We start from the raw sequence: 25,462 nt of genomic DNA on the forward strand, positions 1-25,462 counted from the left end.
GCCTCACTTAAAGCAATTTTTGCTCCAAATGAGGCATTTTTTATATTCTTTTGCTAATAAAATACAAGCCTACACTGCATTACATATTTTCAGGAAGACCCTGCTTTATTTACGCTTCGGAGCCAGCGCGCAACAAACAAAGGCCAGCTCTCTGATTATAACAATTCCTCTTATTGCACGCGCAATATACCTCTTCTACAATCAGCGATTATACCCGTTCTTTAAAGAAATCAGGTGTCTCGGTTTAAAACGTTATACTCTTTTATTTAATCCTAACCCTTATTCCTTCGCTATGGCTTGAAAATTCAGGTGCATACATACATTGAATGCTGGTGATACCATTGCTGTAATTTCCCGGTAATTGTGCAAATAGTGCGTATTCGAAAACATAAGTGCCTTTGCGCAGGTAATTGAAGAAGAAGTTGGTACTGGCATCCTTAGTGCTTTCGTAATATCCCAGTCCGCCCTGCCATTTGTACTGGCTGAGCACATTCACCGGTTCAAAGGACGCCGCACGCATATCTTTCATGTGCACATACTCCATATCCCTGTCTACATTTAGTTCAATACGTACTTTTATTTTATCACCCACTTTAATTATATCTCCTTCGTTAACCGGTTTTAAAACAGGACCACGATCACTATTGGTTTCTGTAAATAATTTTTTGCTGAGTTTTAAAGGGGTTTCAGAAGAGGTTATTTTATCAAGATCTTCAAAATATTGCCAGTACACGCCGCCCCATGTAGGCAGGGTAGCAGTGCGATCTGCTTGCTGAACAGTTACGGTTATATTGCCCATTGCAGGACGTACCTTACTACCTTCAATCACTTTTTTAAAATATCCGGTGCCCGCCTCAGTTTTTCCAGGATCTTCTCCAAAGGAGGGAATAATAACAGCCCCACCTAAGTCGACGCTCACTTCAGGGGTGACAGATAACCAGTCTGTACCCCGAAGCAACAACGCGTAACAGGCTTCGGCAGTAGCTTTAGTACTTTCCCAGTTATTGGTTTGTTTGTTCTTCAATAGCCAGGTTCTTAGATCGTTCGCGGCTTTACTATCCTTACCTGCTTCTTCAAAAGCCTCGACGATTAAGGCCTGCCTTTCTATAGGGGCTTCATACCACCACCAGCTGCGAACGGCATCTTTATAATACATGCCCTGTTCTTCATGAATAATAGCTGTTTCTTTAAGTGATTGTAAGATGGCTTTAGGTGTGGCCGGATCATTATTACGATAAGCGGATAAAGCGATCATAGCCTGCATGTACTTATTCTGCTTTGTCCATGTTTTTTTAGAGCGTTCTTTAAAATAATTCACCGCCTTTTGTGTGTTGTCTGCAATTTTTATTTGAGGGAAAAAACTGCGCATATATAAGTATTGTATTACATAATAAGACGGTGTATATTTTTCAAGATCAGTTTTATACTTTAACAAATTATCGTATTCTTCCTTTATTTTAGCATCAAGATAAGGCATGGCGCCCTGTACGATCCTGTTGAGGTTAGCATCCTGCAGGCCTGTGGTAGCTTTTAGTTTTTTCAGATGGCCGATGCCTGTTACAATATATTGAGTCATATACCGGTCATCAGGGCCGCCTTTGAACCATACAAAACCACCGTTCGGGCTTTGTAACTGCCTCAGTTTTTCGTATGCCTTGGTAAGTTCTCCGCTCATCCGCATCAGATCGAATAACAGGGCAACATTTTTCTTTTGCTGTGCTTCACTTTTTGCTGCTAATACCCAGGGTGTTTCTTCCAGCAGCACCGCTTTTAGCTCCTGATTCTTTTGCAGGTTACTCAGCAAAGCTGCAGTATCTGCTGTTTTCCATTGTTCGAATACCTGTTTTATTTTTGGCGAGCTACTGGCAATGAGTGTGGCCAATGCATTTGCATAATAACGGTTCCATGTTTGTTCCGCGCAATCATACGGGTACTCCATCATATAGGGAAGTGCCTGTACCGCATACCATACCGGATTAGAAGTGTACTCTACTGTAAGCGATTGGGTAGTTAGTGTTTCGCTTTTATCACTGTTAATTAATTTATCAAACCTGAAATTTTTTGTACCGCTGCCGCGCATGTGTACCGGAAGTGTTTCCGTAACCAGCATACGATTGGTCAGCACCGGCAATATATTTTCTTCTCCGTCAGAAAGTGCCCCGTCCTTTGTTTGAGCTACAATGCGCCAGGTAAGTGCTTTATTATACTGATAAGGCACTTCTAAAGGGAATTGTATAGCCTGGCTCTGACCGGCAGCAATTGTGAAGTACTGCTGAGAAACTGCGTTTTTAAACCAGCCATCCACAGGCTCATTAGTAGCAGCGTCAAACAGCTGCAATGTAGCAATGCCTGTAATTTCTTTGCCGGAAAGATTCACTACTTTTCCGCTGAATGCCATTTGATCTCCTTCCCTTAAAAAGCGGGGCGGATTGGGCTGCACCATTAAATCTTTTTGTGTAATGATCTCTTTCTGGCTGTAGCCGAAAGCCAGGTCTTTAGTGTGTGTCAAAGCCTGGAACTTCCACCGGGTAAGGGCTTCGGGCATAGTAAATGCAAAGCTGATATTTCCATCCTTATCGGTTTTCAGGTCGGGGAAGAAAAAAGCCGTTTCATTAAAATTAGTGCGTATTTGCGTAACAGGATTCGGCAGCGCTGAAGTGCCTGTAGCCCGTTCTGCATCGATTTGATCAGCCTTAGCTTCGGGAGGTGCGGCTGCATCGGCCTGAACTGCTGCTACAGCTCCTGTAACCAACCGTCTTTTTTGAGTGCCATAGCCAGCCACCACTACTTCGTTCATTGCCTGAGACTCCTCTCTTGCAACTGCACTTACCATAATACCCGGAGCCCTTCCTGCCAAACCAATGGGCCCATTCCATCCGCTACCAGGATAAAGCAATATGTCATATTTCTTTTCAAAATTCTGGTAATCTGTTTGTTTATTATTAAGCAGGGTAGCGGAGATACCTGCAAAATTGTTTTGTATATTCCATGCGGTATTATTGTAAACATTGCGCCATATAGAAGGGGTGTTCCATTGATGGGGATGAAACTGGTCTAAAGATGCGTCATACATGCCGGCCAGCATTTCTGCTGCAACTTTTTCTTTTTTATAGCCCGATATTTTTACTGTCCATTTTTCTCCAGCCCCGGGCAGGGTTTTATCGCGAAAGGTGCTGTACTCTATATTTAGCTGCTTATTCGTCCAGGGTACAGCAATCGTTTGGTTTTGCTGGAAAACACGGTTATGCTTTACAAATAAAAAGCTGGTGTTATATCCGCCCCTGTCGGCTTCTGTTGCTGTAAACGTAACGCTGACAGGTTTGTTTTGATGCAATTGATAATAGGAATAGGTTTTGTTTTCTTTATCTGTTTGCTGAATTAAGAACACATCTTCTGCAGAGCTGCTGATCGCTGCTTTTGTTTTTTCTCCGGGCTCTATGGGTTGAGGGGCAATGCTATATACATATTGAGGATAGGTAGGTTCCGGTTTACCAGGATTGAATAATTCAATATATTGAACCTCTTTAATCGCCTGGTTATCTTTATCCCTGGTTTCAATCTCCACTGCGTAATAACCAGGAATCAAGCGGGTCTTCTGCAATAGAAACTGGCCGGTTGAATCCGTATTGCCATCCTGTTTTAAAACAATAGCTGCTTTCTCCCATGTTTTAGGATCATCTTCATCCTTATAAATATCGTTGGGGAAGTACCCGATATACTCCTCTTTGCTTAAAATAAACTGGTCGGGCCTTTCCCAGTAGCGTGGGCGCAGCAAGCGCTCTTCGGGCTTTAGCCGGGTGATTGTAACACTGATATTTGCTTTTTCAAACTCGCCGGACATGTTTTCTGTACGCGCATATATTTTGTAAAGGCTGTCGGTAGATAACCTGTCTGCAATCTTTACTTTTAAAAGCAGGGATTTATACCCGGCAGAAACAGACTGGCTGGCGCTCCTGGTTTCGCCGTTAATGTCTGTTACGTCTGTATAAACCCGGTAATCAAAAACAGGTTCTGCTTTTATATTGATTGCTGCATCAGGAATAGCTTTAAAGGTAATATCAAAGGTCCCGTCGGCCCTGGTTGCTGCTTCTCCATGGGTAATTTCCATTGCTTCGCTGTGCGGATAATAGCCTCTCCAAAACAGCCAGGGATAAGGAAAACGGGCTTCGCGTACTACCCGGTATTTTACAGTAGCACCATCTACATTGTTGCCTGCGTAAGCCCTGGCAAATCCTGTTATTTTTATTTCTTCATTTACTTTGTATGCACCTTTTACCGGCTCAAAATCTACATAAAATTTAGGCCGTTTGTATTCTTCCACTCTTACAGAGGCATAACCGGTATTATCTGCTGTGCGTAAGGTATATGCACCATTTAACCCCGATGGTGGCAACATGAATTTTCCGCTGAAAGAACCGTATTCATTGCTCACTACCTGTATATCGCTGATTTTCTGAAGATTGGCATCGTATAATACTAACGTGGTTTTGTAGTTGTCGTAAACCGTGGCTTTTCTTCCGTCATTTCTTTTGCTTACAGCAATACCTTTAAAGTGGAGCGTTTGGCCAGGCCTGTATATACTTCTGTCTGTGAACATAAAAACCGCTGTCTGAAATTTTAAGTTGTTATCAATGTTCAGGTTATTATAGTAATAATAGGTATCATCGTCAACAGAGAGTTGGTCGTTGTTATACCTGATATCCAATAATAAAGAATTGCCGCCCCGCTGTTTTGCAGCAAGAGAAGCGGTGCTTAATTTAAAGTAACCGTTTTTATTAGTGGTGTATTGATCAGATTTTTGCCTGGTATAAGTGGATATTTTGTAATCATACACCTTTTTGTAAATCTGCACGGTAGCATTGGCCAGAGGATATCCTGTATTGCGATGCAAAACAAAGAAATCTTCATTGTTCTGTACAAAGCTGATATTGGATATATAAGTAAGTTGTGCAGCCAGTATATTATTGCTGGTACCAAAATCCTCGTTAACGGATGCCAATAAAAAATACGCTCCGGCTGGCAATGCATCTATTTTAATTTCAGTTGTATGTGATTGCAGGTCTGTATTTTCGGGGAGATGTTGCTGCCAGCTTTTTACGGCTTTTGCAGCTGCCAGGGCTATCCAGTTCTTATCATCCCCTCTGTTGTTCTGCATCAGTTTTTTAAGTGGTTCTGTTGCAGGTATAGCACGCAGGTATACCTTGCTGATGTTTTTAAAATTCAGCAACATCCTGAAAGGCTGGCCGGGCAGGTTTACTTTTTCTGTTGTACAAGAGAAGTAAGGCTGCAGTAACTGCTGATTCAGGTTATAGGCATTCGTCCAACCTTCGCTTTTTTCTTTCTGCTCAAGAATTTTATCAGTTATTTTCTTTGCTTTTAGCAGCTCATAACGGTTACTTGTATCTGCCTGGGCATTATATTCATTTCCTTTTTGCTGGTGCACCAAGGCCATAAGGTATTGGGCCTGTGCGGTAGCGGGTATGTTGCCGTATAGTAAGATGATTTGCTGTAATGCCGTATAATACAGCCATTCCTTTTCTGTGAAATGATTGTTGGCAGCTGAAAGATTGTTATAGTTTTTACTTTTCGTTGATATCTCGATGACGCCATTTGCGGCTTTTGCCCCATATTTACCGGTTGCAGTTGCATCTTTTAAAACAGTAACGGAGGAAATATCTTCAGGGTTTAAGAGCGATAGGGCGCCGGGAGAGGCTTCTTTATCATCTAATACAATAATGGGTTTGCGTGTTGCTTCAGTAATAACCATTTTCGAGTATACATACTGTAACCGTTCTATATCCACATCTATCAGCGCATCAGGCTTTTTATCATTTAAATGAAAGCGGATCAGATCCTGGTAAATAAGCAATGCCTTGTGTTGCAGCGATAGAGAATCGTTTGTTTTAAATGAAGCATTTACAAATGCGTCTGCAGGGCTGAGCGCTTTTGCATCGTTGATCTCAAAGCTGGAGGCCGCTTTGGTGATATCCCGCTCATCGTTTTTAAAATAATTCAGCGCATGATGCGCCAGAATATCATAGAGGGTAGGTCGCAGGTAACGGACATTCCCTTTTTCAATCAGTGCATCGTAGTCGGCCAGGTTCAGCTGCTGCAGCAGGTGGGTATTTTTAATTGAGAGCAGGTACAGCTCGCTGATCCTTTTATGAAAATCATCTGCCGTCCACGTCGCAATATCTTCTTTATTGAAATCAACGGTATTGGTCCTCCCATACAATTTATACCTGTTGCCTGCAAAATATTGATAATATAACCCTGCCAGGTAGCTGTTTAATAAAGAAGTGACCGGCTCTTTGCTGCTTTGCAGCTCTTTTTCTATTTCTTTGATGCGCAGTGTAAAATTCTCTTCCCGGTTTTCCTGCTGCAGTTGTGTTATATACACCAGGGATTTTACAATTTGTGCATCCTGTTTTTCTGCCTTCGCCGCAGTATAAATTTTTTTAACGGTTTCCAGCGCTGAAGCAGGTAACCCTTTACTGATATTATCTGCCACTATTTTCCATTCCCGGTCGTAATTTTTTATTATTTGTGCCCCTGATTGCATAGTTAATTCTATTGTGCAGATGACTGTTAGTAAAAATACCCTGAAGATTTTCATAATGTTTATAATTAATAGGCAACTATAACCTGATTTATAGATGCAATAATTATTAAAAATACATAAATACAGGCTTTTCTGTATTTTAGTTAAAATTTACTTTTATGAAGAAACATCTGCTCATGATTTTAATGACAGGAATGATGAGTATTCTTGTATATGGCCAAAATCAAACTGAAGTGCCGGTTATTGACAGAAGTATTTTCTTTGATAACCCCGAAATAAGTGGCGGACAGCTCAGTCCTGACGGAAAATTTATTTCGTTTCTCAAAGAATATAAAGGGATGCTGAATATTTGGGTAAAAAAGTTTGACGAACCTTTTGCTAACGCAAAGCGGTTAACCAACCTCGAAAGGCCCAGCGCAGGCTACTTCTGGACATACGATGGGAAATATATCCTGTACGCCAACGATAAAGGTGGAAATGAAAATTTTAATATTTTTGCTGTTTCTCCTGCTGCGGCAAATGACGCTTTAACCGGCATACCTGAAAACCGCAATCTTACCCCAATGGATAGTGTCACTGCATACATATATATGGTGAGTAAGACGGATCCTGATAAATTAATGATCGGTTTGAATAACAGGGACTCAAAATGGCACGACCTGTACCAGCTCGAAATAAGTACAGGGAAGCTTACACTGCTGAATGAAAATAAAGACCGGTTGAGTGGCTGGATTTTTGATTGGAATGAAAAGCCAAGAGTGGCTATCAGGAACTCTGAAGACGGTTCAACAGAATTTCTTTCCCTCGATGGAGGAACGCCTCAAAAAATATATTCCGTTACAGCGCTTGAAGAAGCCCGCCCGCTTGCTTTTACTAAGGATAATAAAAGTTTATATGTCATCACTAATAAAGGTCAGGAAGTTGATTTAAGTAAGCTTGGTTTAATGAATCCTGCAACAGGCGCTGTAGAAGATGTGGAAAAAGATCCTTTGAACAGGGTAGACCTGGACAATGTGTGGATCAGTAATGTAACTAAGGATATTATCCATACTTCTTACTATGATGATAAGGAACGTCTCTACTTTAGAAATAAACAATATGAAGCGGATTATAATTTTGTTATGTCAAAATTCCCGGGTTCGGAAATAAGTGTTACAAGCCTCACAAAAGATGAGCAAAAATGGTTGTTCGTCGTTTTTGGTGATACTGTAGTATCCACCGTTTATTTTTTCGACAGGGGTACAAAAAAAATAATAGAGCAATATACGCCACGGCCTAAACTTAAACAATACGAAGCATACCTGAGCCCGATGAAGCCGATACGGTATAAAAGCAGCGACGGGCTTGAAATACCTGGTTATATTACTTTACCCAAAAACAGCAGCGGCAAAAACCTTCCTTTACTAGTATTTCCTCATGGCGGGCCGTGGGGGAGAAGTTACTGGGGGTTTAATTCTTATGCACAGTTTTTTGCTAACAGGGGGTTTGTTGTTTTAGATCCTAATTTCAGGGCCAGCACAGGCTATGGTAAAAAGTTTCTGGATGCCGGTAATCTGCAATGGGGAAAGCTGATGCAGGACGATATTACCTGGGGTGTGAAATATCTGGTACAGCAGGGAATTGTTGATCCAGAAAGAGTAGCCATAATGGGCGCAAGCTATGGAGGCTACGCTACACTTGCAGGACTTGCTTTTACTCCGGATGTATATGCTGCCGGCGTGGATATTGTAGGTCCCAGTAATTTATTTACACTTTTGTCTACCATTCCACCTTACTGGGAGTCGTTTAGAAAGCAATTTACCCTGAGAATGGGCGATGATGCTACAAATGAGGGGAAAGAGATTCTGAAGGCTGCCAGCCCGTTGTTTTCCGCAGATCAAATAAAAACACCGCTGATGATCGTTCAGGGCGCTAATGACCCCCGGGTTAAACAGGCAGAAAGCGACCAGATTGTTATCGCGATGAGAGACCTGGGACGAGATGTACAATATCTGCTTGCCAACGATGAAGGGCATGGATTTAGAAAACCTGTAAATAATATGGCGATGCTGGCTGCATCAGAAAAATTTCTTGCAAAATATCTGGGTACGCGATACCAGGAAAGTATGCCAAAGGATGTGGCTACAAGACTGGAAGAGATCACCGTTGATATTAAGACCGTAAAACTGGCCGATAAGCCAGCACAGTAGTATTAAAAAATAATGAGCGTTAAAAAGTTAATAATCCTGAAGTCTGGTATGAAACATCAAAGAGTAAAACGGGGTCATTTTTATGTAAAGACAGTGGCAGTATTTCTGTTTTTCTTTCATACGATATGCTGTTATTCGCAGTATACGGATTCTGCTGTTTTTGTTAACGCGAGCTGGACTGTTACTAAAATTGCTAAAGGGGTTAAGTTATACAGGTATTCTTTTGTTGGAGTTGAATTGTTTGGTGCAATGGAAAATATCAGTTATATCAAAACAAGAAGAACATTGTTTTGCAATCCTAAGTTTAGTATTGCAGCAGACGCTCAGACATTATTCAAAACATCCGACTTTGCTAAAAGGAGCAATGCGCTTGCAGCTATTAACGGTAATTTTTTTGACATGAAAAACGGGGGAGCGGTTGATTTTACAAAGGTCAATGGAACCGTTGTTAATATGAATCGTAAAGAAAAAGATGAAAAACCGGATTTTCATCAGAAAGCCGCAGTTGTTATTGATAAAGGAAAATTAAATATCAGAAAATGGGACGGGCTGGTGAATTGGGAAGAGTGGCTGAACGAACCGGATGTGATGCTGAACGGGCCATTGTTATTGCTGAACGGGCAGGATGAGCAACTGGATTCCGGTAGCTTTAATGTAAACCGGCATCCCCGTACGGCGGTTGGCATTACAGAAAATGGGAGCGTGATCATGCTGGTGGTGGACGGTCGCAGCCCTAATTCGGCCGGGATGAATCTTTTTGAGCTGACCAGGATCATGCGTTGGCTGGGGTGTATAAGCGCTATCAATTTTGATGGCGGCGGCTCTTCTGCTTTATGGGTCAAAGACAGGGGCATAGTCAATTACCCTTCTGATAATAAGAAATGGGATCATGAAGGGGAACGGAAAGTGGCGAATATATTGTATTTGAAAAAGCGGCGATGATTTTGGACGCTATCACAAATTGTGCTGCTGTGTAAACCTGCCCGTACCGATCCGGGCGCTTCGAGCTATCCTATGCTGTCACCTTTGCTTATTTAAAAAGATGAATTTGCCGTATAACTCCTGTTCAGCACATTTCGTTTTTTTTGCTGTTGCTTTTATTTTTCCGTGCTCACACCGGGAACAGGTTCTACCAAACTAAAACTTCTTTTTGATACCCTGTATGGAAAGGCCGTGAGTTGTAGCTTTGGTTTATTACATCGCCTCTCGCCAATGCATTCTTAAAATATCCTTTAAATTATTTTTTGATTTCCTGCAACAAAACAGTTGAGGTATTGTTAAAGTACCATAAACGGGCCGTATGCCTTAATTTTGCAGAAAATTTCAGCAGGAGCATGAAAAAGATCCATATCATTTTACTGGTTTTAATTGCCGCCGCCATAGCGGTTTTGGTAAGTTTTTTGCAAACCACCACTACTTATGATACGGTTGCCATTGCCAAATCCAAACCGGGAAAATATGTGCACCTGATGGCCAGGTGGGACAGGAGCGAGCCGATGGAATATGATGCCATAAAAAATCCTAATTACCTGACTTTTACAGCTGTAGATACTTTAGGTGATAAAGTAAATGTTATTTATCATAGTCCCAAGCCTGAGAATTTTGAATTAAGTGAAAGGCTGGTAATGAAAGGCAAATATGAAGATGGTCAATTTGTCTGCCAGAATATCCAGACCAAGTGTCCCAGTAAGTACAAAGACCAGGATCCTTCTAAACATATACCCCAGGAAAAAAGGACTTCTTATACGAATAATGCTGAAGGAATGGCAGCTAAACAATAGTAATATTTATTTATGAAGTACGCAGGCGAGCATCTTTTGCCCGGTCAGGCAGGACATTTTTTCATTTTAGTTTCTTTGATTGCTTCGCTTACAGCGGCTTTTGCCTATTTTAAAGCGGTGCAGGCTACACCCGATCAAAAGCGCGGGTGGCTGAAACTGGGACGCATAGCGTTTTTCACAGAGGCAGTTGCTGTGCTTTTTATTTTTGCTGCGTTGCTGCATATTCTTTATCATCACTTATTTGAGTATAAATATGCCTGGCAGCATACCAGCCTTTCGCTGGAGTTCAAATATATCATGAGCGCTTTCTGGGAAGGGCAGGAGGGAAGCACGTTGCTTTGGGCTTTTTGGCATTGTGTATTGGGGCTGATCATTATAAAGCGCGAGAAACAGTGGGAAGCCCCGGTGATGTCTGTAATAAGCTTTGCCCAGTTCTTTTTGGCAACAATGGTGATAGGCATTTATATTTTTGATGTTAAGATAGGTTCCAATCCGTTTATATTATTGCGCGATTCAGGCGTACTCGACGAAGCGCCGGGTATGCATGTGAATTTTGATGTAACACAACCTATAAGGCCTGATTATCTTTCAATGATCACGGATGGCAACGACCTGAACCCATTGCTTCAGAATTATTGGATGGTGATTCACCCGCCGGTACTTTTCCTTGGGTTTGCATCTACTATAGTTCCATTTGCTTTTGCAATGGCCGGCCTCTGGACAAAGGATATTAAAGGCTGGATCAGCAGCGCTATTCCATGGACGTTATTTTCGGTAGCTATATTGGGCCTGGGTATTATGATGGGAGCCAAATGGGCTTACGAGTCGCTGAACTTTGGAGGTTACTGGGCATGGGACCCGGTGGAAAATGCTTCTTTGGTTCCGTGGATGATCATGGTATCGGGTTTGCATACCATGCTCATATTTAAGCATAGCGGTTATTCTCTCCGTTCATCGTTCTTATTCCTTGCTTTATCGTTCATCTTCATTGTTTATTCTACTTTTCTTACCAAAAGCGGTGTTCTGGGCGATTCTTCAGTACATGCCTTTGCTGATATAGGTATGAACGGGCAGTTGTTCCTGTTTATGATTGTATTTGTATGGCTGGCACCGTTTTTTGCAGCGAAAACCAACCGTCAAAGACTGATCATTTTTGGCGTTACGGTTATTTTGTCCCTTGCTACCTACTTTCTGGCAGAGACCATTCCGGGTTTTCCCCTCTATGTAATATTAGGAGGTATCATTACCTATATTGTATTACTGAACAGGCAGGTGCCGTCTGTCAAAAAGGAAGAGCATGTAACATCGCGCGAATTCTGGATGTTTATCGGCTCTTTAGTGTTTTTTCTTGCAGCAATGGTTATTATTTTCCAGACATCGCTTCCGGTATTTAATAAATTATTTAACCTAAATAAAGCGCCGGGTGAAAATGATGAATTTAATTATAATAAGATACAGGTACTGATTGCATTTGTAATAGGCATTTTAACAGCGGTGACTCAATACCTGAAATATAAGGCTACAGATATTAAGTTTTTCTGGAATAAAATACTGGCGCCTACCATTATAAGTGCGTTGGTAGCTACATTCATACTGGTGGTTATAAAGATCAATTACGATGTGCATGGTATGGGTTTCCTGATCAATATCTGGCTGGCGCTGGTGGCCACCGTGTATGCTACTGTTGCCAATGCTGCATATATATGGATAGGGCTGAAGGGTAAGCTTAAAAATAGTGGCGGCTCGGTGGCCCACTTCGGGTTTGCGCTGATGCTGGTAGGAATGATCCTTTCTTCTTCTAAAAAAGAAGTGCTGTCATGGAATACCAGCGGAATTGCCGTTCCGTTTGGTGAAGGCAGTAAGGAAAAAACCGGTGAAAACCTGACACTGGTAAAAGGTGTGCCCATGCAGATGAACAACTATATGGTCACTTATGTGGGCGATTCCGCACATCCCAAAAAGCAGCAAACCTATTTTAAGGTGCATTTTAAATCTAAGAAAAATAACGAGGAATTTACTTTATTACCCAATGCTTTTGTAAACTACAAAGGAAATGAAGGGCTGATGGCCAACCCGTCGAGCAGGCATTACTGGAGCCATGATGTATTTACCTATGTTTCTTCTTTTTACAAGCCGGATGGCAGGAACGATACCGCCCGCTTTAAACCAAATACCGTGCATACGAATGATACTGTTTTTTATAGCAAAGGGTATATTATTATTGAAAAACTGGCTGCCAGGGATAATTTGCCTGTTGCGGGATTTGAAAAATCGGATACCGGTTATACCGCATCTGTTAAAGTACAGGAACTGAACGGGCCTTCGTACAGCTCGGATCTTTTGCTGATCAGGAATAAAGGCAATATTATTTACCAGACCCAGGATACTGTTATGGCTCAGGGCCTGGTATTGCGGTTAGACGATGCCGGCGGAGATACCGTTACCATTGGCGTAAAGGAATCGAATGACGTGCTCGAATACCTTACGCTTAAGGCTTATAAATTCCCTTATATCAATCTGGTATGGGCAGGCGTGGTGTTTTTGGTGATCGGTTCGGTAATCAGCATGGTCAGAAGGATACGGTTAGCTTAATGCTTGGTTTCTGTATGCGGTGCCTGGTATATGGTATACTGTATATGACCTGTCAACCTATCTTTAAAACCTTTTCCACATATTTTATTTATATATTGAAAATTGATGTTTTGCACGTACTTTTGCGCCCTGAAAACCAAAGATTCTAAAGAATGGCAGGCCAGTTAAAAGAAGTTCGTAGTCGGATATCATCTGTTCAGAGTATGCAGCAGATTACCAAAGCCATGAAAATGGTGAGCGCTGCTAAATTTCGCCGTGCACAGGATGCAATTGTACAAATGCGCCCGTATGCTCAAAAGCTGCAGGAGGTATTGAGCAATATTGTGAGCAACAGTGATGGTGATATTAAAATGGCTTTGGCTGAAGAAAGGCCGGTTGAAAAAGTACTGGTAATTGTAATTACCAGCGACCGTGGTCTGGCGGGTGCTTTTAACTCTAATGTTGTTAAACTTGCCCGGAGCGTCATTAATGATAAATATCAGTCCCAGTTTGAGAAAGGAAATGTTACGATCTGGAATCTTGGTAAAAAAGGTTTTGAAGCGCTCACCAAGCTGGGCTATAAGACCAGTGAGGAGCATAAAGATATTTTCCTGCACCTGAGCTTTGAAAATGTTCAAAGAATTTCCCGGGCAGCAATGGAAGCCTATGAAAAGAAAGAGTTTGATGCCATTGAAATAGTGTACAGCCAGTTTAAAAACGCAGCCACGCAGATTTTTACGACAGAACAGTTCCTTCCTGTTCCGAAGAAAGTGGAAAATAAGAAGCGTGGGCCTAAAGCCGATTTTATTTTCGATCCTAATAAAGCTGAGCTGATCGCTGAATTGATGCCTAAGATTCTGAATACGCAACTTTTTAAAGCGGTGCTCGATTCAAACGCATCTGAGCATGGAGCCCGTATGACCTCGATGGATAAAGCCAGCGAGAATGCAAACGAAATGCTGAAGAGCCTTAAGCTAAGCTATAACCGCGCAAGGCAGGCTGCCATTACTACCGAGCTTACAGAAATTGTAAGTGGTGCCGCAGCATTGCAGGGGTAATTTTAATTTCTGATTTGAGATGTATATAGTTGAATTTAAAATCTCAAATTCCAAATATCAGATCTGTTCATGGAAATAGCCGAATTGATCCCACATATAGAAGCATTGATTTTTGCGAGTGAAAAACCTTTATCATCTTTAGAGGTTACCGACTTGCTGAATAATGCTTTTGGCTTTATGGAAGATAAGATCACTCTCGACCAGGTAGAAGCGGCTATAGACGGCATAAAGGAAAAGTATATTTCGGAGTTTTATCCTTTTGAAGTAGTGCAAAGTGGTGGTGGCTGGCAGTTTCTTACCAAGAAAGAGTTTCATAAAACGATTGCGCAGCTGAATGGCGATAAATTTATGAAGCGCCTGTCAGCAGCGGCTTTGGAAACCCTGGCGATCGTGGCTTACAAGCAACCCGTAACGAAAGGAGAGATAGAAGCTATTCGAGGTGTAAGCGCCGATTATGCTATTCAAAAACTATTAGAGAAGGACCTGATCATAATAAGCGGCCGGAATGAAAAATTGCCGGGTCATCCGCTGGTATATGCCACTTCCAGGTCTTTTATGGATTATTTTGGCATTAACTCGTCTGATGAGCTGCCTAAAATTAAAGAAGTATTAGCAGAGCAGATGGTAGCGCCTACCATTGTAAACGGAGACGAAGGCGTTAGTGAAAGTGGGCCGGCTGAAGAAGAAGCTCATCCCCTGGCCGTTTCTGAAAACGGAGAACTGATTGAAAGTGCTATTATGAATGATTCAGACCAGTTCACAGAAAAAGTGACCGGTTCCGATGAAACAGATGATGAACAGCCTGCAGAAGTGAATGATACAGATGATAACAGGAAAGAAACCGATGAAGTGCCTTTTGATGACGAAAAGAAGCAGGTAACGGAAGAAGTTCCAGGAAGTGAGGCGTTGGACGAGGAGCCGGATCCGGAAGATGAGGAAAAAAAGAACGGTGATGAAGATCAGCCTGCTTATTAAATATATTAACTGAACCGGTAAAAAGTTAAAAAGCGCAGGCAGTAGTAATACTGCTTTTTTTATATCTATTATTAAGGCAAAAACATATTTTGTTGTAGTGAACCTGACGAGCCATCATTCAACCAGATCAGGGCGACAGACAACTTAATCTTGACATGACACTATTATTATGGAAAATGTATTAAGTCCTTTACAGCTTACAGAAATAGCCAATGAATACGGTACTCCGGTTTATGTATATAATGCGGATAAAATTACCGCTCAATACAAAAGGCTTACAACAGCTTTTAATAGTAATAAAGTCCGTTTTTTTTATGCCTGTAAAGCCTTAACCAATATTAATATTTTAAAGGTGCTGAAGGCGCGGGGATGTAATGTAGATTGCAGCTCGGTTAATGAAGTAAAGCTGGCCTTATATGCGGGATTTGAGCCGCAGAACATCTTATATACCAGTAATGGTATAGGATTTGATGAAATAGAGGAAGCGCAATCTTTAGGAGTAATTATTAATATTGACAGCTTATCCAACCTTGAAAAATTTGGTAAAAAATTCGGCAGCAGCTACCCGGTTGGCGTTCGTTTAAGGCCGAATATTATGGCCGGCGGAAACCTGAAAATTTCTACAGGACACGATAAAAGTAAGTTTGGTATTCCTGTAGATCAGCTGGAGCAGCTTAAGCAGATAGTTACAGATAATCAAATTCATATCACCAACCTGCATATCCATACGGGCAGTGACATTAAAGATGCTGATGTTTTTATAAAAGGCATTGAAGTGTTGTTTGATATTATTCCTCATTTCCCCGGTTTAAAGTCTGTAGATCTTGGAGGAGGCTTTAAAGTAGCCTATAAAGAGGATGATCCTTCTATCAATATAGAGGAACTGGCACAAAAAGTACTGCATACTTTTGAGTCGAACGAACTTACCCGGCACCTGCAGATCTGGTTTGAGCCCGGTAAATTTTTAGTGAGTGAATGCGGTTATTTTATAACGAAGGTGAATGTGTTAAAAGAAACGCCGGCGATCACATTTGCGGGGGTAAACAGCGGCTTTAATCATCTCATTCGGCCTATGTTTTACGATGCTTACCACCGTATTCAAAATATCACGAATCCTGATGGTGAAGTAAAGGAATACACCGTTACAGGAAATATCTGTGAAACGGATACATTCGCCTGGTCGAGACCATTGCCCGAGATAAGGGAAGAGGATCTGCTGGTGTTTTATAATGCCGGGGCTTATGGTTTTGAAATGTCGAGTAATTACAACTCACGCTTTAAGCCAGCCGAAGTGCTGGTAGAAAACGGGGTGCCGCGACTGATCCGTAAAAGAGATGTGTTTGAGGATCTGCTGAGAGGTCAGTTGCTATAAAGGACTGTTGCGTTTGGAGGCTGATATGCGTCTTACAATGAAACCAGCCTGAATGAAATATTTCCTTGTTGTTTTTTTGATTATTACTTCTTGCTGTAGCAATGTTTATGCACAGGATACATTGTATCTTGTAAATGGCAGAAAAGTAGCTGTGGAAATTGTAGAAATAAAAAGGGGAATGATCAAATTCCTGCTTCCCGGTAAAAAGAATTTCAGGAGGCTCCCTTTGCATGTTGTGGATTCTGCTAAAGATGAAGCCGGCAGTAAGGATGAAAAAGTAGAAGCCGCAAGAGAAAAGAGGCTGTATGAAAAGGCTTACCGCAAACAAAACATCGCATTAAAAAAAGAGGCATACTGGGCAAATAATGAAGCAAAAAGGATCAGGAACAGTTTTATTGATCCATATCCTAACAGGGTTTCGGCAGGAGTCCAGGCCATCAGCACCAGTTTGATGCTGGCAAAGATTTTGGATCGTCATGCAGATATTTCAGCAGCTATGGGCACAAATGCTACTTATGAAAGAACCGTATTACAAAACAGGCTGGGACTTGCAGCTTCGGCTTATTGGAGCTGGAACAAAACGGCCCAGGGGCTATTACTCACTTCCAAATATTATGTCCTGAACAGGCAAACGTTCAGGTTGGGTATAGGACCTATGTTCGCTTATTCCTATGTAGAGTATAGACCAAAACCGTCAGCGTATACTAATTATAGTACTGTTTACACTGAGTTGATTCCTGTAAGTACTGTGCCTGTTGTTACTCCTAAAGTGTATACCTCTACATTCGGCGTCAATTTTGGCACCCAGGTTGATCTGAATAAACAGATGTTTATTTCCAATGATGTATATATTGGAGGTACAGACTATAAAGGTATCAGCTCCGAAAAGGCATTCTTGTCGTACAAGCTGAACATAGGATTTAAGTTTTAAAAATGATTTGTCATTATACAGAGCCAGTTTCTACAGACTGGCCTGATCTTCGGATATTTGTGTCTCTTCGTAATGAAAGGAATATGCTTTTAGCAGAAGTTTAGAAAACAACTTCATTTTCAAAGCTGGTCTAATCAAAATAATTGTATAGCTTTATCCCCTAATCTCAAAAACGATTTTGCATGACTACGTTAAAAGGTCCGGGAATTTTTCTTGCACAGTTTTTAGGAGACAAGCCGCCCTTCAATAGCCTGGAAACTATATGTCAATGGGCGCGGGGACTGGGCTTTGAAGCCGTGCAAATACCCACAAGCGATCCCCGCATATTCGATATACGTCTGGCGGCAGAAAGCAAAAGCTATGCCGATGAGAGAAGAGGAATCGTGGAATCTGCAGGATTAAAAATATCTGAATTGTCAACTCACTTACAGGGGCAACTGGTGGCAGTACATCCGGCTTATAACGAAATGTTTGATGGTTTTGCTCCGCCGGAATTAAAAGGGAATGCAATAGAAAGAACAGCATGGGCTGTTCAGCAATTAAAATACGCGGCCAAAGCTTCGGAGCATTTAGGCTTAAATGCCCATGCCACCTTCAGCGGATCTTTATTGTGGCATACATTTCACCCCTGGCCGCAAAGGCCTGCAGGCCTGGTGGATGAGGGGTTCACCGAGCTGGCAAAACGCTGGATGCCAATACTGAATTATTTTGATGAATGCGGCGTTGATGTATGTTATGAAATACATCCGGGTGAAGATCTGTTTGACGGGGAAACCTATGAGATGTTTTTGGAGAAGGTAAATAACCATGCAAGGGCCTGTTTGCTTTACGACCCCTCACATTTTGTGTTACAGTGCCTGGATTATATACAGTATATTGATTTTTATCATGATCGCATTAAGGCTTTTCATGTAAAAGATGCAGAGTTTAATCCAACCGGTAAACAGGGAACATTTGGCGGGTACCAAAGCTGGCTGAAACGGGCAGGGCGCTATCGCAGCCCGGGAGATGGACAGGTAGATTTTAAGACCATTTTTTCAAAACTTGCAGAATATGATTATAAGGGATGGGCGGTTATGGAATGGGAATGCTGCCTGAAACACCCTGAAGATGGAGCAAGAGAAGGTGCAGGTTTTATAAAGGACCATATTATAAGGGTTACTGATAAAGCGTTTGATGATTTTGCTGCAACCGGTGCTGATACCGGGTTTAACAAAAAAGTGTTAGGACTTGAATAATAATTGATACTTTAGTCATAAATATTTTAATGTATGAAGAAAATTTTGCTCTCGTTAACTATCTTATCTGTTGTTGCTGCCTGCGGAAGCAGCGAAAGTGAAAAAAAGTCAGAAGCAGAACCGTCACCAGCTTCACCATCAGCTTCTTCGCAGACCTCTTCAGATGAACTATCCTCAAACCCCGTTTACCAAAAGGGCCTTGAGCTTACAGGTAAATTTATGTGCCCTACCTGCCATAAGATTGATGACAGGTTAACGGGGCCGGCATATCGTGAAGTAGCGAATAAATATGCCGGTGCAGATGATGGAACCATTACTAAACTGGCCAAAAAAATTATTGAGGGAGGAGCAGGTGTTTGGGGTGAAGTGCCTATGACCCCGCATCCTAACGTTTCTGAGGAAGAAGCAAAAGATATGGTTAAATATATACTATTATTGAAAAAGTAATTAAAACAAATGAAAAAAATAATTTCTGCTGCCTGTATTGCAGTATCTGTTCTATTAATCCACTCCTGTGCGCCACGTGTGTACAGGAATACTCCGTCTGCACCGGCTCCGGCACCTGCGCCCAGCCCTGCTCCGGTGCCCCGTCCTGAACCAACGCCGCCTGCGCCCGCTCCTGAGGTGGCGCTGAATGTTTTAACCAGTGAAGAAAAAGCTGCGGGCTGGAAACTCATGTTTGATGGTATTTCTTCTGATGGCTGGCATGCTTACGGTTCTAAAACCATTGGCACTGCCTGGAAAACCGCTAATGGAGCGCTTTATCTGGATGCGAATAACGACGGACGTCCTAAAACAGGAGGCGACATTGTATCAGATAAAGAATACAGGAATTTTGAGCTACAAATAGACTGGAAAATAGATAAAGGAGGTAATAGCGGTATTTGTATTTATATCAATGAGAATAAAGACAAGTATAACAGTATGTGGAATACAGGCCCTGAAATGCAGATTGTAGATAATGAAGGACATCCTGACGGTAAAATAATAAAGCACCAGGCTGGCGACCTGTATGATCTTATTGCTGCAAAAACTCATGCTGAAAATCCGCCGCTTGAATGGAATACTTACCTTATTCGTTGTGTGAATGGTACGCTGGACGTGTATCTGAATAAGGTGCATGTTATTAGTACCACAATGTGGAACGACAACTGGAAGAACCTCATCGCTAACAGTAAATTCAGGAATATGCCTGATTTCGGTACCTATAAGACAGGCCGGATTGGTTTACAGGATCATGGAAATAATGTATGGTTCAGGAATATTAAGATCAGAGAATTATAGCAAACTGACTGACACTGTTATGCTGAAGCCGCTTCCGGAAATACCGGGACCGGCTTTTTAGTTTTGATTTAACGAAGAAGCTTACGTGTTATTTTTACAACTAAAAAGAGCTACCTGGCCTATCCGGGTAGCTCTTGAATATATCAACTATAAAAGATTTATTTTTCTATTTTAGTGATCTTGATAGTATTGGTAGGTATTTTTAAATGTACGGGGGTACTGCCAGTGCTTACAGCAGTATCGCCCTTGTTTAAAAAGCCGTCCTTTTTTAAGATATCTATCTGGTCTTCAAAAATAGTGTCCAGCTCCCTATCGTGGTCATCGTATAAAAATCCCCGGATGCCCCAGCCCAGGCTCATCTGGTTGATCAGCGTTTCATGCTTGGTAAAAATATACAAAGGAACTTTAGGCCTGAAGCTGCTTAACATAAAGCCGGTATAGCCGCTTTGTGTCATACCGATAAGCGCTTTAGCAGCAACGTCTCTTGCTAACTTACAGGCATTGTAACAAATAGCATCACTTGAGAGGGTAGGAGAATGTGGTTGCGGAGTTAATACCTCATCCAGGTCATAATTGTATTCGGTGCGCTCTATCTCCAAAATAATTTTGCGCATGGTTTCTACCACCAGCGTGGGATGCTGGCCGGTAGCTGTTTCCCCGCTTAACATTACAGCATCCGCACCTTCCAGAACCGCATTGGCTACATCCGTAATTTCACTTCGGTTAGGTTTGGTACGGTCGATCATACTTTCCATCATCTGCGTAGCTACAATTACAGGCTTTGCGCGGTGGATACATTTTTTTATAATGTTCTTCTGGATAAGCGGTACTTTTTCTACCGGCAATTCCACACCCAGATCACCACGTGCAATCATAATGGCATCAGAAGCATTAATAATGTCCCGGATATTGGGGATCGCTTCCGGCATTTCTATTTTAGCAATGATTTTTGTTTTGCTATTATGCTTATTCAGTATTTTTCTAAGCTTTTTAATATCCTCTGTCTGGCGCACAAAGCTCAGTGCCACCCAATCCAGCTTCTGCTCAATGATAAACTGAAGATCTGCAATATCTTTATCTGTAAGCGCAGGCAAAGATATTTTAGTATCCGGAAGATTTACTCCCTTTTTGGAAGAAATAAATCCTCCTAATAATACTTCAACTTCTACATCATTATTCGGTAGTATCTTTTTTACAATTACCTCCAGCTTACCATCATCAATCATTATTTTATTACCCACTTTAACATCCTTATAAAAATTAGGGTAATGGATGTACAGTTTTTCTTTGTTACCAATTATTTTATTATTGGTAAAAATAAATTTTTCACCGGGACTAATAGGCATACCGCCACCTTCGATCTCACCAACCCTTAATTTAGGCCCCTGTAAATCGCCAAGGATGGCAACGTGGGTATTTTCTTTTTTGTTAATTTGTCTGATGTGTTGGATAACCTGTGCTTTTTCTTCGTGCTCCCCATGAGAAAAGTTAAGTCTGAAAACATTTACCCCCGCCATTACAAGATCCAGTAGTTTGTTGTAGGTATTGCAGGCGGGGCCTACGGTAGCAACAATCTTTGTTCTTGCAAATGTTTGATCTGCCCTGGATGCAGCGGTTTTTTTTGATGCTAATTTTTTAGCCATAATATTGAATGTAATTGAATTTTTTAAATCGGCTGGTTTAGAATGAGCTATTATTAAAAAGCATAAGAGCCGCAATAACTGCAGCTCTTTTTTTAATAACTATGATCTTCTATTTCCAGTTTAAAATAGTTGAGAATACGAATTCTTCGGGATTGCTAACCAGTTGTTTCGCAGCTTCCACATCTGCTTCTGTTAAATACTGGAGGTTGTCTTCGATCACCATCTTTGTTTTAGCATCCTCAATATTTACCAGCCTTGTTTTTACCTTACCGTTTTCACCGGTTACATCTTTTAGGAACAAAGGATTTACTTCACCTTTAGTATTTACAGTTACCACGCAGCCAGTTAATCCCTGGTCAAAAAGTTTTTTAACACCGGTGCCGAGCTGGGTACAGTACTGCAGATCGAAAGCGGCCGGAGGTAAACAACGCAGCTCGTAGCCTAACTCTACCGGGCGGCATTTTACATCAAGTCCTATTTCTTTTAATTTATTCTGAAGTAATACATTATAGATATGAGCTTTACTTACATTGCCTAATTCAGGATGACCGTGTGCATCGTAGGTGAACTGAACACCTGACGATTTAATGACATCATCGCTCATAAAGTGAAAAATACCTTCACTCACAATTGCGGCTCCGTAATTAATACCCATCAGCTTTCTTTTCAAAATAGCTGATACAATAAGCCTGGTGATATTTTCAAAATTCAATTCAGCTTTTGTAAACATTTCCGGCATGATGATCATAGGTAACTGGCAGGAGGCGCCAATGCTGAAAGCAAGGTGGCCGGCTTCACGCCCCATAGCAGAAATTACGAACCAGTTGGCAGATGTTTTTGCATCTTCATACACGGTTTTGGTAATTCTTACCCCCTCTTCTGTTGCGCTCTGGTAGCCAAAGGTGGGTGCATTATCGGGTAAGGGAAGATCGTTGTCAATCGTTTTGGGAACGTGTATATTCTGAACCGGAAATTTATTTTCAGTAAGGAATTTTGAGATCCTGTTAGCAGTGGAGGCGGTATCATCACCGCCTATAGTAACTAAAAGCTTTACATTATTATTTACAAAAAAATCTGTTGTAAACTCCGCATCCTTAGGTTTGTAACGGCTCATTCGTAAAATAGAGCCACCCCTGGTTAAGGCGATATCCGCTGTTTCAAAATCAATATCGAGGATATCTGCTTTGCCGGTAAACAGGTTCTTGTAACCATCGTGAAGGCCAATCACTTTATATCCGCTTTTCAGGAAAATTTTAGATACTGAGCTTATTACTGTGTTAATGCCGGGCGCCGGGCCTCCGGCTGCAAGAATTAAAATACTCTGTTGCATATTTGGTTATTATAATTATAAGCCCCAAATATATTAAAAATTATGTTGTGTGCAGAAAACACAGGCAGGGTATACCTATAAACTTGCAGAATTTTATCCCATAAAACACACGAATAAGTGTAGGACAGCATTATTTAATGCTATTTTAACTAAAAAATATCTTCTTGTATTAAAATCTACCAGGTTAAATTTGTGCGTTCGTGCCGAAAGAGGTATAAATATTTTCATGATCTGGCTGTTTATTAAAAGACGCAACAGGGAGCCACGGCCATTGCCGGGTTTTTTTACCAACAATACCACGAAAAAGTTTGATGCACCCAAAACAAAGCTGAATTATGTTTTTTGATGACCGGTAACGTTTCATAAAGATCAATGGAATATTTTTGGGAATATTAAAGAAAATCATATGAGGCAGCTTTTACCACTTATAGCAATATTTACAACAATGGCAATGCAGGCACAGATTCAGTATCCGCTTACGGAAAAAGAAGCGGTAACCGATGATTATTTCGGAACAAAAGTAGAAGACCCTTACCGATGGCTGGAAGATGATAATGCCGAAGCTACAAAAAAGTGGGTCGTTGAGCAGAATAAAGTTACCAATGCCTACCTCGCAAAAATCCCTTTCAGGAACCAGGTAAAAGCCAGGCTGGAAAAGCTTTGGAATTATCCCAAATACGGAGCACCGTTTAAAAAAGGGAACTGGTACTACTTTTATAAAAATGATGGATTACAGAACCAGGCGGTGCTCTACCGTACCAGGGATCTGGAAGCCACCCCGGAAGTGTTTTTAGATCCTAATACATTGAGCAATGAAGGCATAGTGGCATTAAGCGATATCTCGTTTAGCAAATCCGGCAAACTATTAGCCTATTCTTTATCTAAAGCCGGCAGCGACTGGACAGAAATTTTCCTGATGGATGTGGAAAGCAAAAAGTTGCTGAACGATAAAATTGAATGGACCAAATTCGGAGGGGCAGCATGGAAAGGTGAGGAAGGCTTTTATTACAGTGCTTATGATAAGCCCGATGAACAATCTAAACTCAGCAAGGCTAATGAGTACCAAAAGGTTTACTTTCACAAAATAGGAACTGCACAGTCTGATGACCGGCTGGTTTATGAGGATAAAGAACATCCTAAGCGTTATTTTAATTGTGATTTAACTGAGGATGAACGTTTCCTGATCTTAAATATTTCAGCAGGAACCAGCGGTGATGAGCTTTGGTACCGAGATCTGCAGGATCCCGCCCAGGCAGGTTTTAAACTGCTGATAAAAGGCTTTGATACAGAGTCCAGTGTAATTGATAATGATGGCGACAAACTGTTAGTAAAAACCAATTACGGAGCGCCTAACTTCAGGGTAGTAGCCATAAACCTTCAGAATCCTGCACGTGACAACTGGCAGACCATTATCCCTGAGCAGAAAGAGGTATTGCTGGGGGTAGGTACCGGTGGCGGCAATTTATTTACCAGCTATCTGAAAGATGCATCAAGCCGCATCTATCAATATGAGTATAACGGCCAACAGATCAGGGAGATTAAGTTGCCCGGAATTGGCGCTGCAGGCGGGTTTGGTGCAGAAAAGGACGACAAAAGCTTTTATTATAGCTATTCATCTTTTGCTACACCACCCTCCATTTACAGATATGATATAGCAAGCGGGCGGTCAGAGTTGTACAAAACAACAGAGATCAATATGAGCACCGCTGATATAGTAACTGAACAGCTGTTCTTCACCAGTAAGGATGGTACCAAAGTGCCTATGTTTGTAACTTATAAAAAAGGGATAAAAAAAAATGGGAATAACCCGGTATTATTATATGGTTACGGAGGATTTAATATACCCATGACACCAGGCTTTAGTGTAAGCAATGCCTTCTTTGTAGAGCAGGGTGGTATTTATGTAGTGGTAAACCTGCGCGGTGGAAATGAGTATGGTGAGGAATGGCATAAGGCGGGTATGCTGCTCAACAAGCAGAATGTATTTGATGATTTTATAGGTGCGGCCGAATATCTCATCAAAGCAAAATATACCAGCAAAAGTAAAATAGCCGTTCGCGGGGGAAGCAATGGCGGATTGCTGGTGGGCGCCGTAATGACCCAACGTCCTGATCTGTTTAAAGTAGCCATTCCGCAGGTGGGAGTGCTGGATATGTTACGTTATCATAAATTTACTGTTGGCTGGGGGTGGGCCGTAGAATACGGAAGTGCCGATTCCGCAAAATATTTTCCTTATTTGTATAGGTATTCCCCTTACCATAATCTAAAAAAAGGGGTATCTTATCCTGCTACTATTATAACTACCGGCGATCATGACGACCGCGTGGTGCCCGCGCACTCCTTCAAATTCGCAGCAAGACTGCAGGAATATCATAAAGGCAATCATCCTGTTTTGATCCGTATCGAAACCAATGCCGGGCATGGTGCCGGAAAGCCTACCAGTAAGGTTATTGAAGAGGCAGCAGACATTTGGGCATTTACCATGTATAACCTTGGGATGAACTATAAAGACTGAGTGTAAACTGGTT

Annotated in this window: 15 protein-coding genes; 12 read left to right on the top strand and 3 right to left on the bottom strand. The window is 41.5% G+C overall.

Annotated elements, in window-relative coordinates; translation table 11 throughout:
- Nucleotides 1–262: 262 nt before the first annotated feature.
- Complete coding sequence (locus ACYVBM_RS19360; RefSeq protein WP_460687351.1) at nucleotides 263–6,616, bottom strand: alpha-2-macroglobulin family protein; 6,354 nt, start codon at nucleotides 6,614–6,616, stop codon at nucleotides 263–265.
- A 104-nt stretch (nucleotides 6,617–6,720) separates the two neighbouring features.
- Between ACYVBM_RS19360 and ACYVBM_RS19365 the strand changes: the two genes are divergently transcribed.
- The 11 genes from ACYVBM_RS19365 (at nucleotide 6,721) to ACYVBM_RS19415 (ending at nucleotide 19,961) form a co-directional block, all read left to right on the top strand.
- Nucleotides 6,721–8,751: a prolyl oligopeptidase family serine peptidase gene (locus ACYVBM_RS19365; RefSeq protein WP_460687352.1), complete on the top strand. Its 2,031-nt coding sequence runs from the start codon at nucleotides 6,721–6,723 to the stop codon at nucleotides 8,749–8,751.
- Between the two features lie 48 nt (nucleotides 8,752–8,799).
- Nucleotides 8,800–9,693 (top strand): phosphodiester glycosidase family protein, encoded by an 894-nt coding sequence (locus ACYVBM_RS19370; RefSeq protein WP_460687353.1) that lies wholly within the window; start codon nucleotides 8,800–8,802, stop codon nucleotides 9,691–9,693.
- 392 nt (nucleotides 9,694–10,085) lie between these two features.
- The gene (locus ACYVBM_RS19375; protein WP_460687354.1) at nucleotides 10,086–10,532 is read left to right on the top strand and encodes a cytochrome c maturation protein CcmE domain-containing protein; all 447 of its coding nucleotides are present in this window, start codon (nucleotides 10,086–10,088) and stop codon (nucleotides 10,530–10,532) included.
- Nucleotides 10,533–10,544: 12 nt separating this feature from the next.
- A complete protein-coding gene (gene ccsA, locus ACYVBM_RS19380; RefSeq protein WP_460687355.1) occupies nucleotides 10,545–13,124 on the top strand; it encodes a cytochrome c biogenesis protein CcsA in 2,580 nt (859 codons plus the stop codon).
- Nucleotides 13,125–13,276: 152 nt separating this feature from the next.
- On the top strand, nucleotides 13,277–14,161 hold the full coding sequence (gene atpG / locus ACYVBM_RS19385) for an ATP synthase F1 subunit gamma (protein WP_460687356.1): 885 nt from the start codon (nucleotides 13,277–13,279) through the stop codon (nucleotides 14,159–14,161).
- Between the two features lie 69 nt (nucleotides 14,162–14,230).
- Entirely contained in the window at nucleotides 14,231–15,136 is a 906-nt protein-coding gene (gene scpB / locus ACYVBM_RS19390) for an SMC-Scp complex subunit ScpB (protein ID WP_460687357.1), read from the top strand.
- 169 nt (nucleotides 15,137–15,305) lie between these two features.
- The gene (gene lysA, locus ACYVBM_RS19395) at nucleotides 15,306–16,508 is read left to right on the top strand and encodes a diaminopimelate decarboxylase (protein WP_460687358.1); all 1,203 of its coding nucleotides are present in this window, start codon (nucleotides 15,306–15,308) and stop codon (nucleotides 16,506–16,508) included.
- A 52-nt stretch (nucleotides 16,509–16,560) separates the two neighbouring features.
- On the top strand, nucleotides 16,561–17,439 hold the full coding sequence (locus ACYVBM_RS19400) for a hypothetical protein (RefSeq protein WP_460687359.1): 879 nt from the start codon (nucleotides 16,561–16,563) through the stop codon (nucleotides 17,437–17,439).
- Nucleotides 17,440–17,621: 182 nt separating this feature from the next.
- Nucleotides 17,622–18,677 carry a sugar phosphate isomerase/epimerase family protein gene (locus ACYVBM_RS19405; protein ID WP_460687360.1) on the top strand — a complete coding sequence of 352 codons (1,056 nt, stop codon included), beginning with the start codon at nucleotides 17,622–17,624 and terminating at the stop codon, nucleotides 18,675–18,677.
- Between the two features lie 33 nt (nucleotides 18,678–18,710).
- A complete protein-coding gene (locus ACYVBM_RS19410) occupies nucleotides 18,711–19,124 on the top strand; it encodes a c-type cytochrome (RefSeq protein ID WP_460687361.1) in 414 nt (137 codons plus the stop codon).
- Nucleotides 19,125–19,133: 9 nt separating this feature from the next.
- Complete coding sequence (locus ACYVBM_RS19415) at nucleotides 19,134–19,961, top strand: 3-keto-disaccharide hydrolase (RefSeq protein WP_460687362.1); 828 nt, start codon at nucleotides 19,134–19,136, stop codon at nucleotides 19,959–19,961.
- A 158-nt stretch (nucleotides 19,962–20,119) separates the two neighbouring features.
- Here the strand turns inward: ACYVBM_RS19415 and pyk are convergent, their stop codons facing one another.
- Nucleotides 20,120–21,604, bottom strand: coding sequence for a pyruvate kinase (gene pyk, locus ACYVBM_RS19420; protein ID WP_460687363.1), 1,485 nt, complete (start codon nucleotides 21,602–21,604; stop codon nucleotides 20,120–20,122).
- A 109-nt stretch (nucleotides 21,605–21,713) separates the two neighbouring features.
- Complete coding sequence (locus ACYVBM_RS19425; protein ID WP_460687364.1) at nucleotides 21,714–22,934, bottom strand: 6-phosphofructokinase; 1,221 nt, start codon at nucleotides 22,932–22,934, stop codon at nucleotides 21,714–21,716.
- 406 nt (nucleotides 22,935–23,340) lie between these two features.
- On the opposite strand from ACYVBM_RS19425, the gene ACYVBM_RS19430 reads away from it, so the two are divergent.
- Nucleotides 23,341–25,449, top strand: coding sequence for a prolyl oligopeptidase family serine peptidase (locus tag ACYVBM_RS19430; protein ID WP_460687365.1), 2,109 nt, complete (start codon nucleotides 23,341–23,343; stop codon nucleotides 25,447–25,449).
- The last annotated feature ends 13 nt before the right edge of the window (nucleotides 25,450–25,462 follow it).

It is taken from the genome of Niabella aquatica (assembly GCF_054779315.1).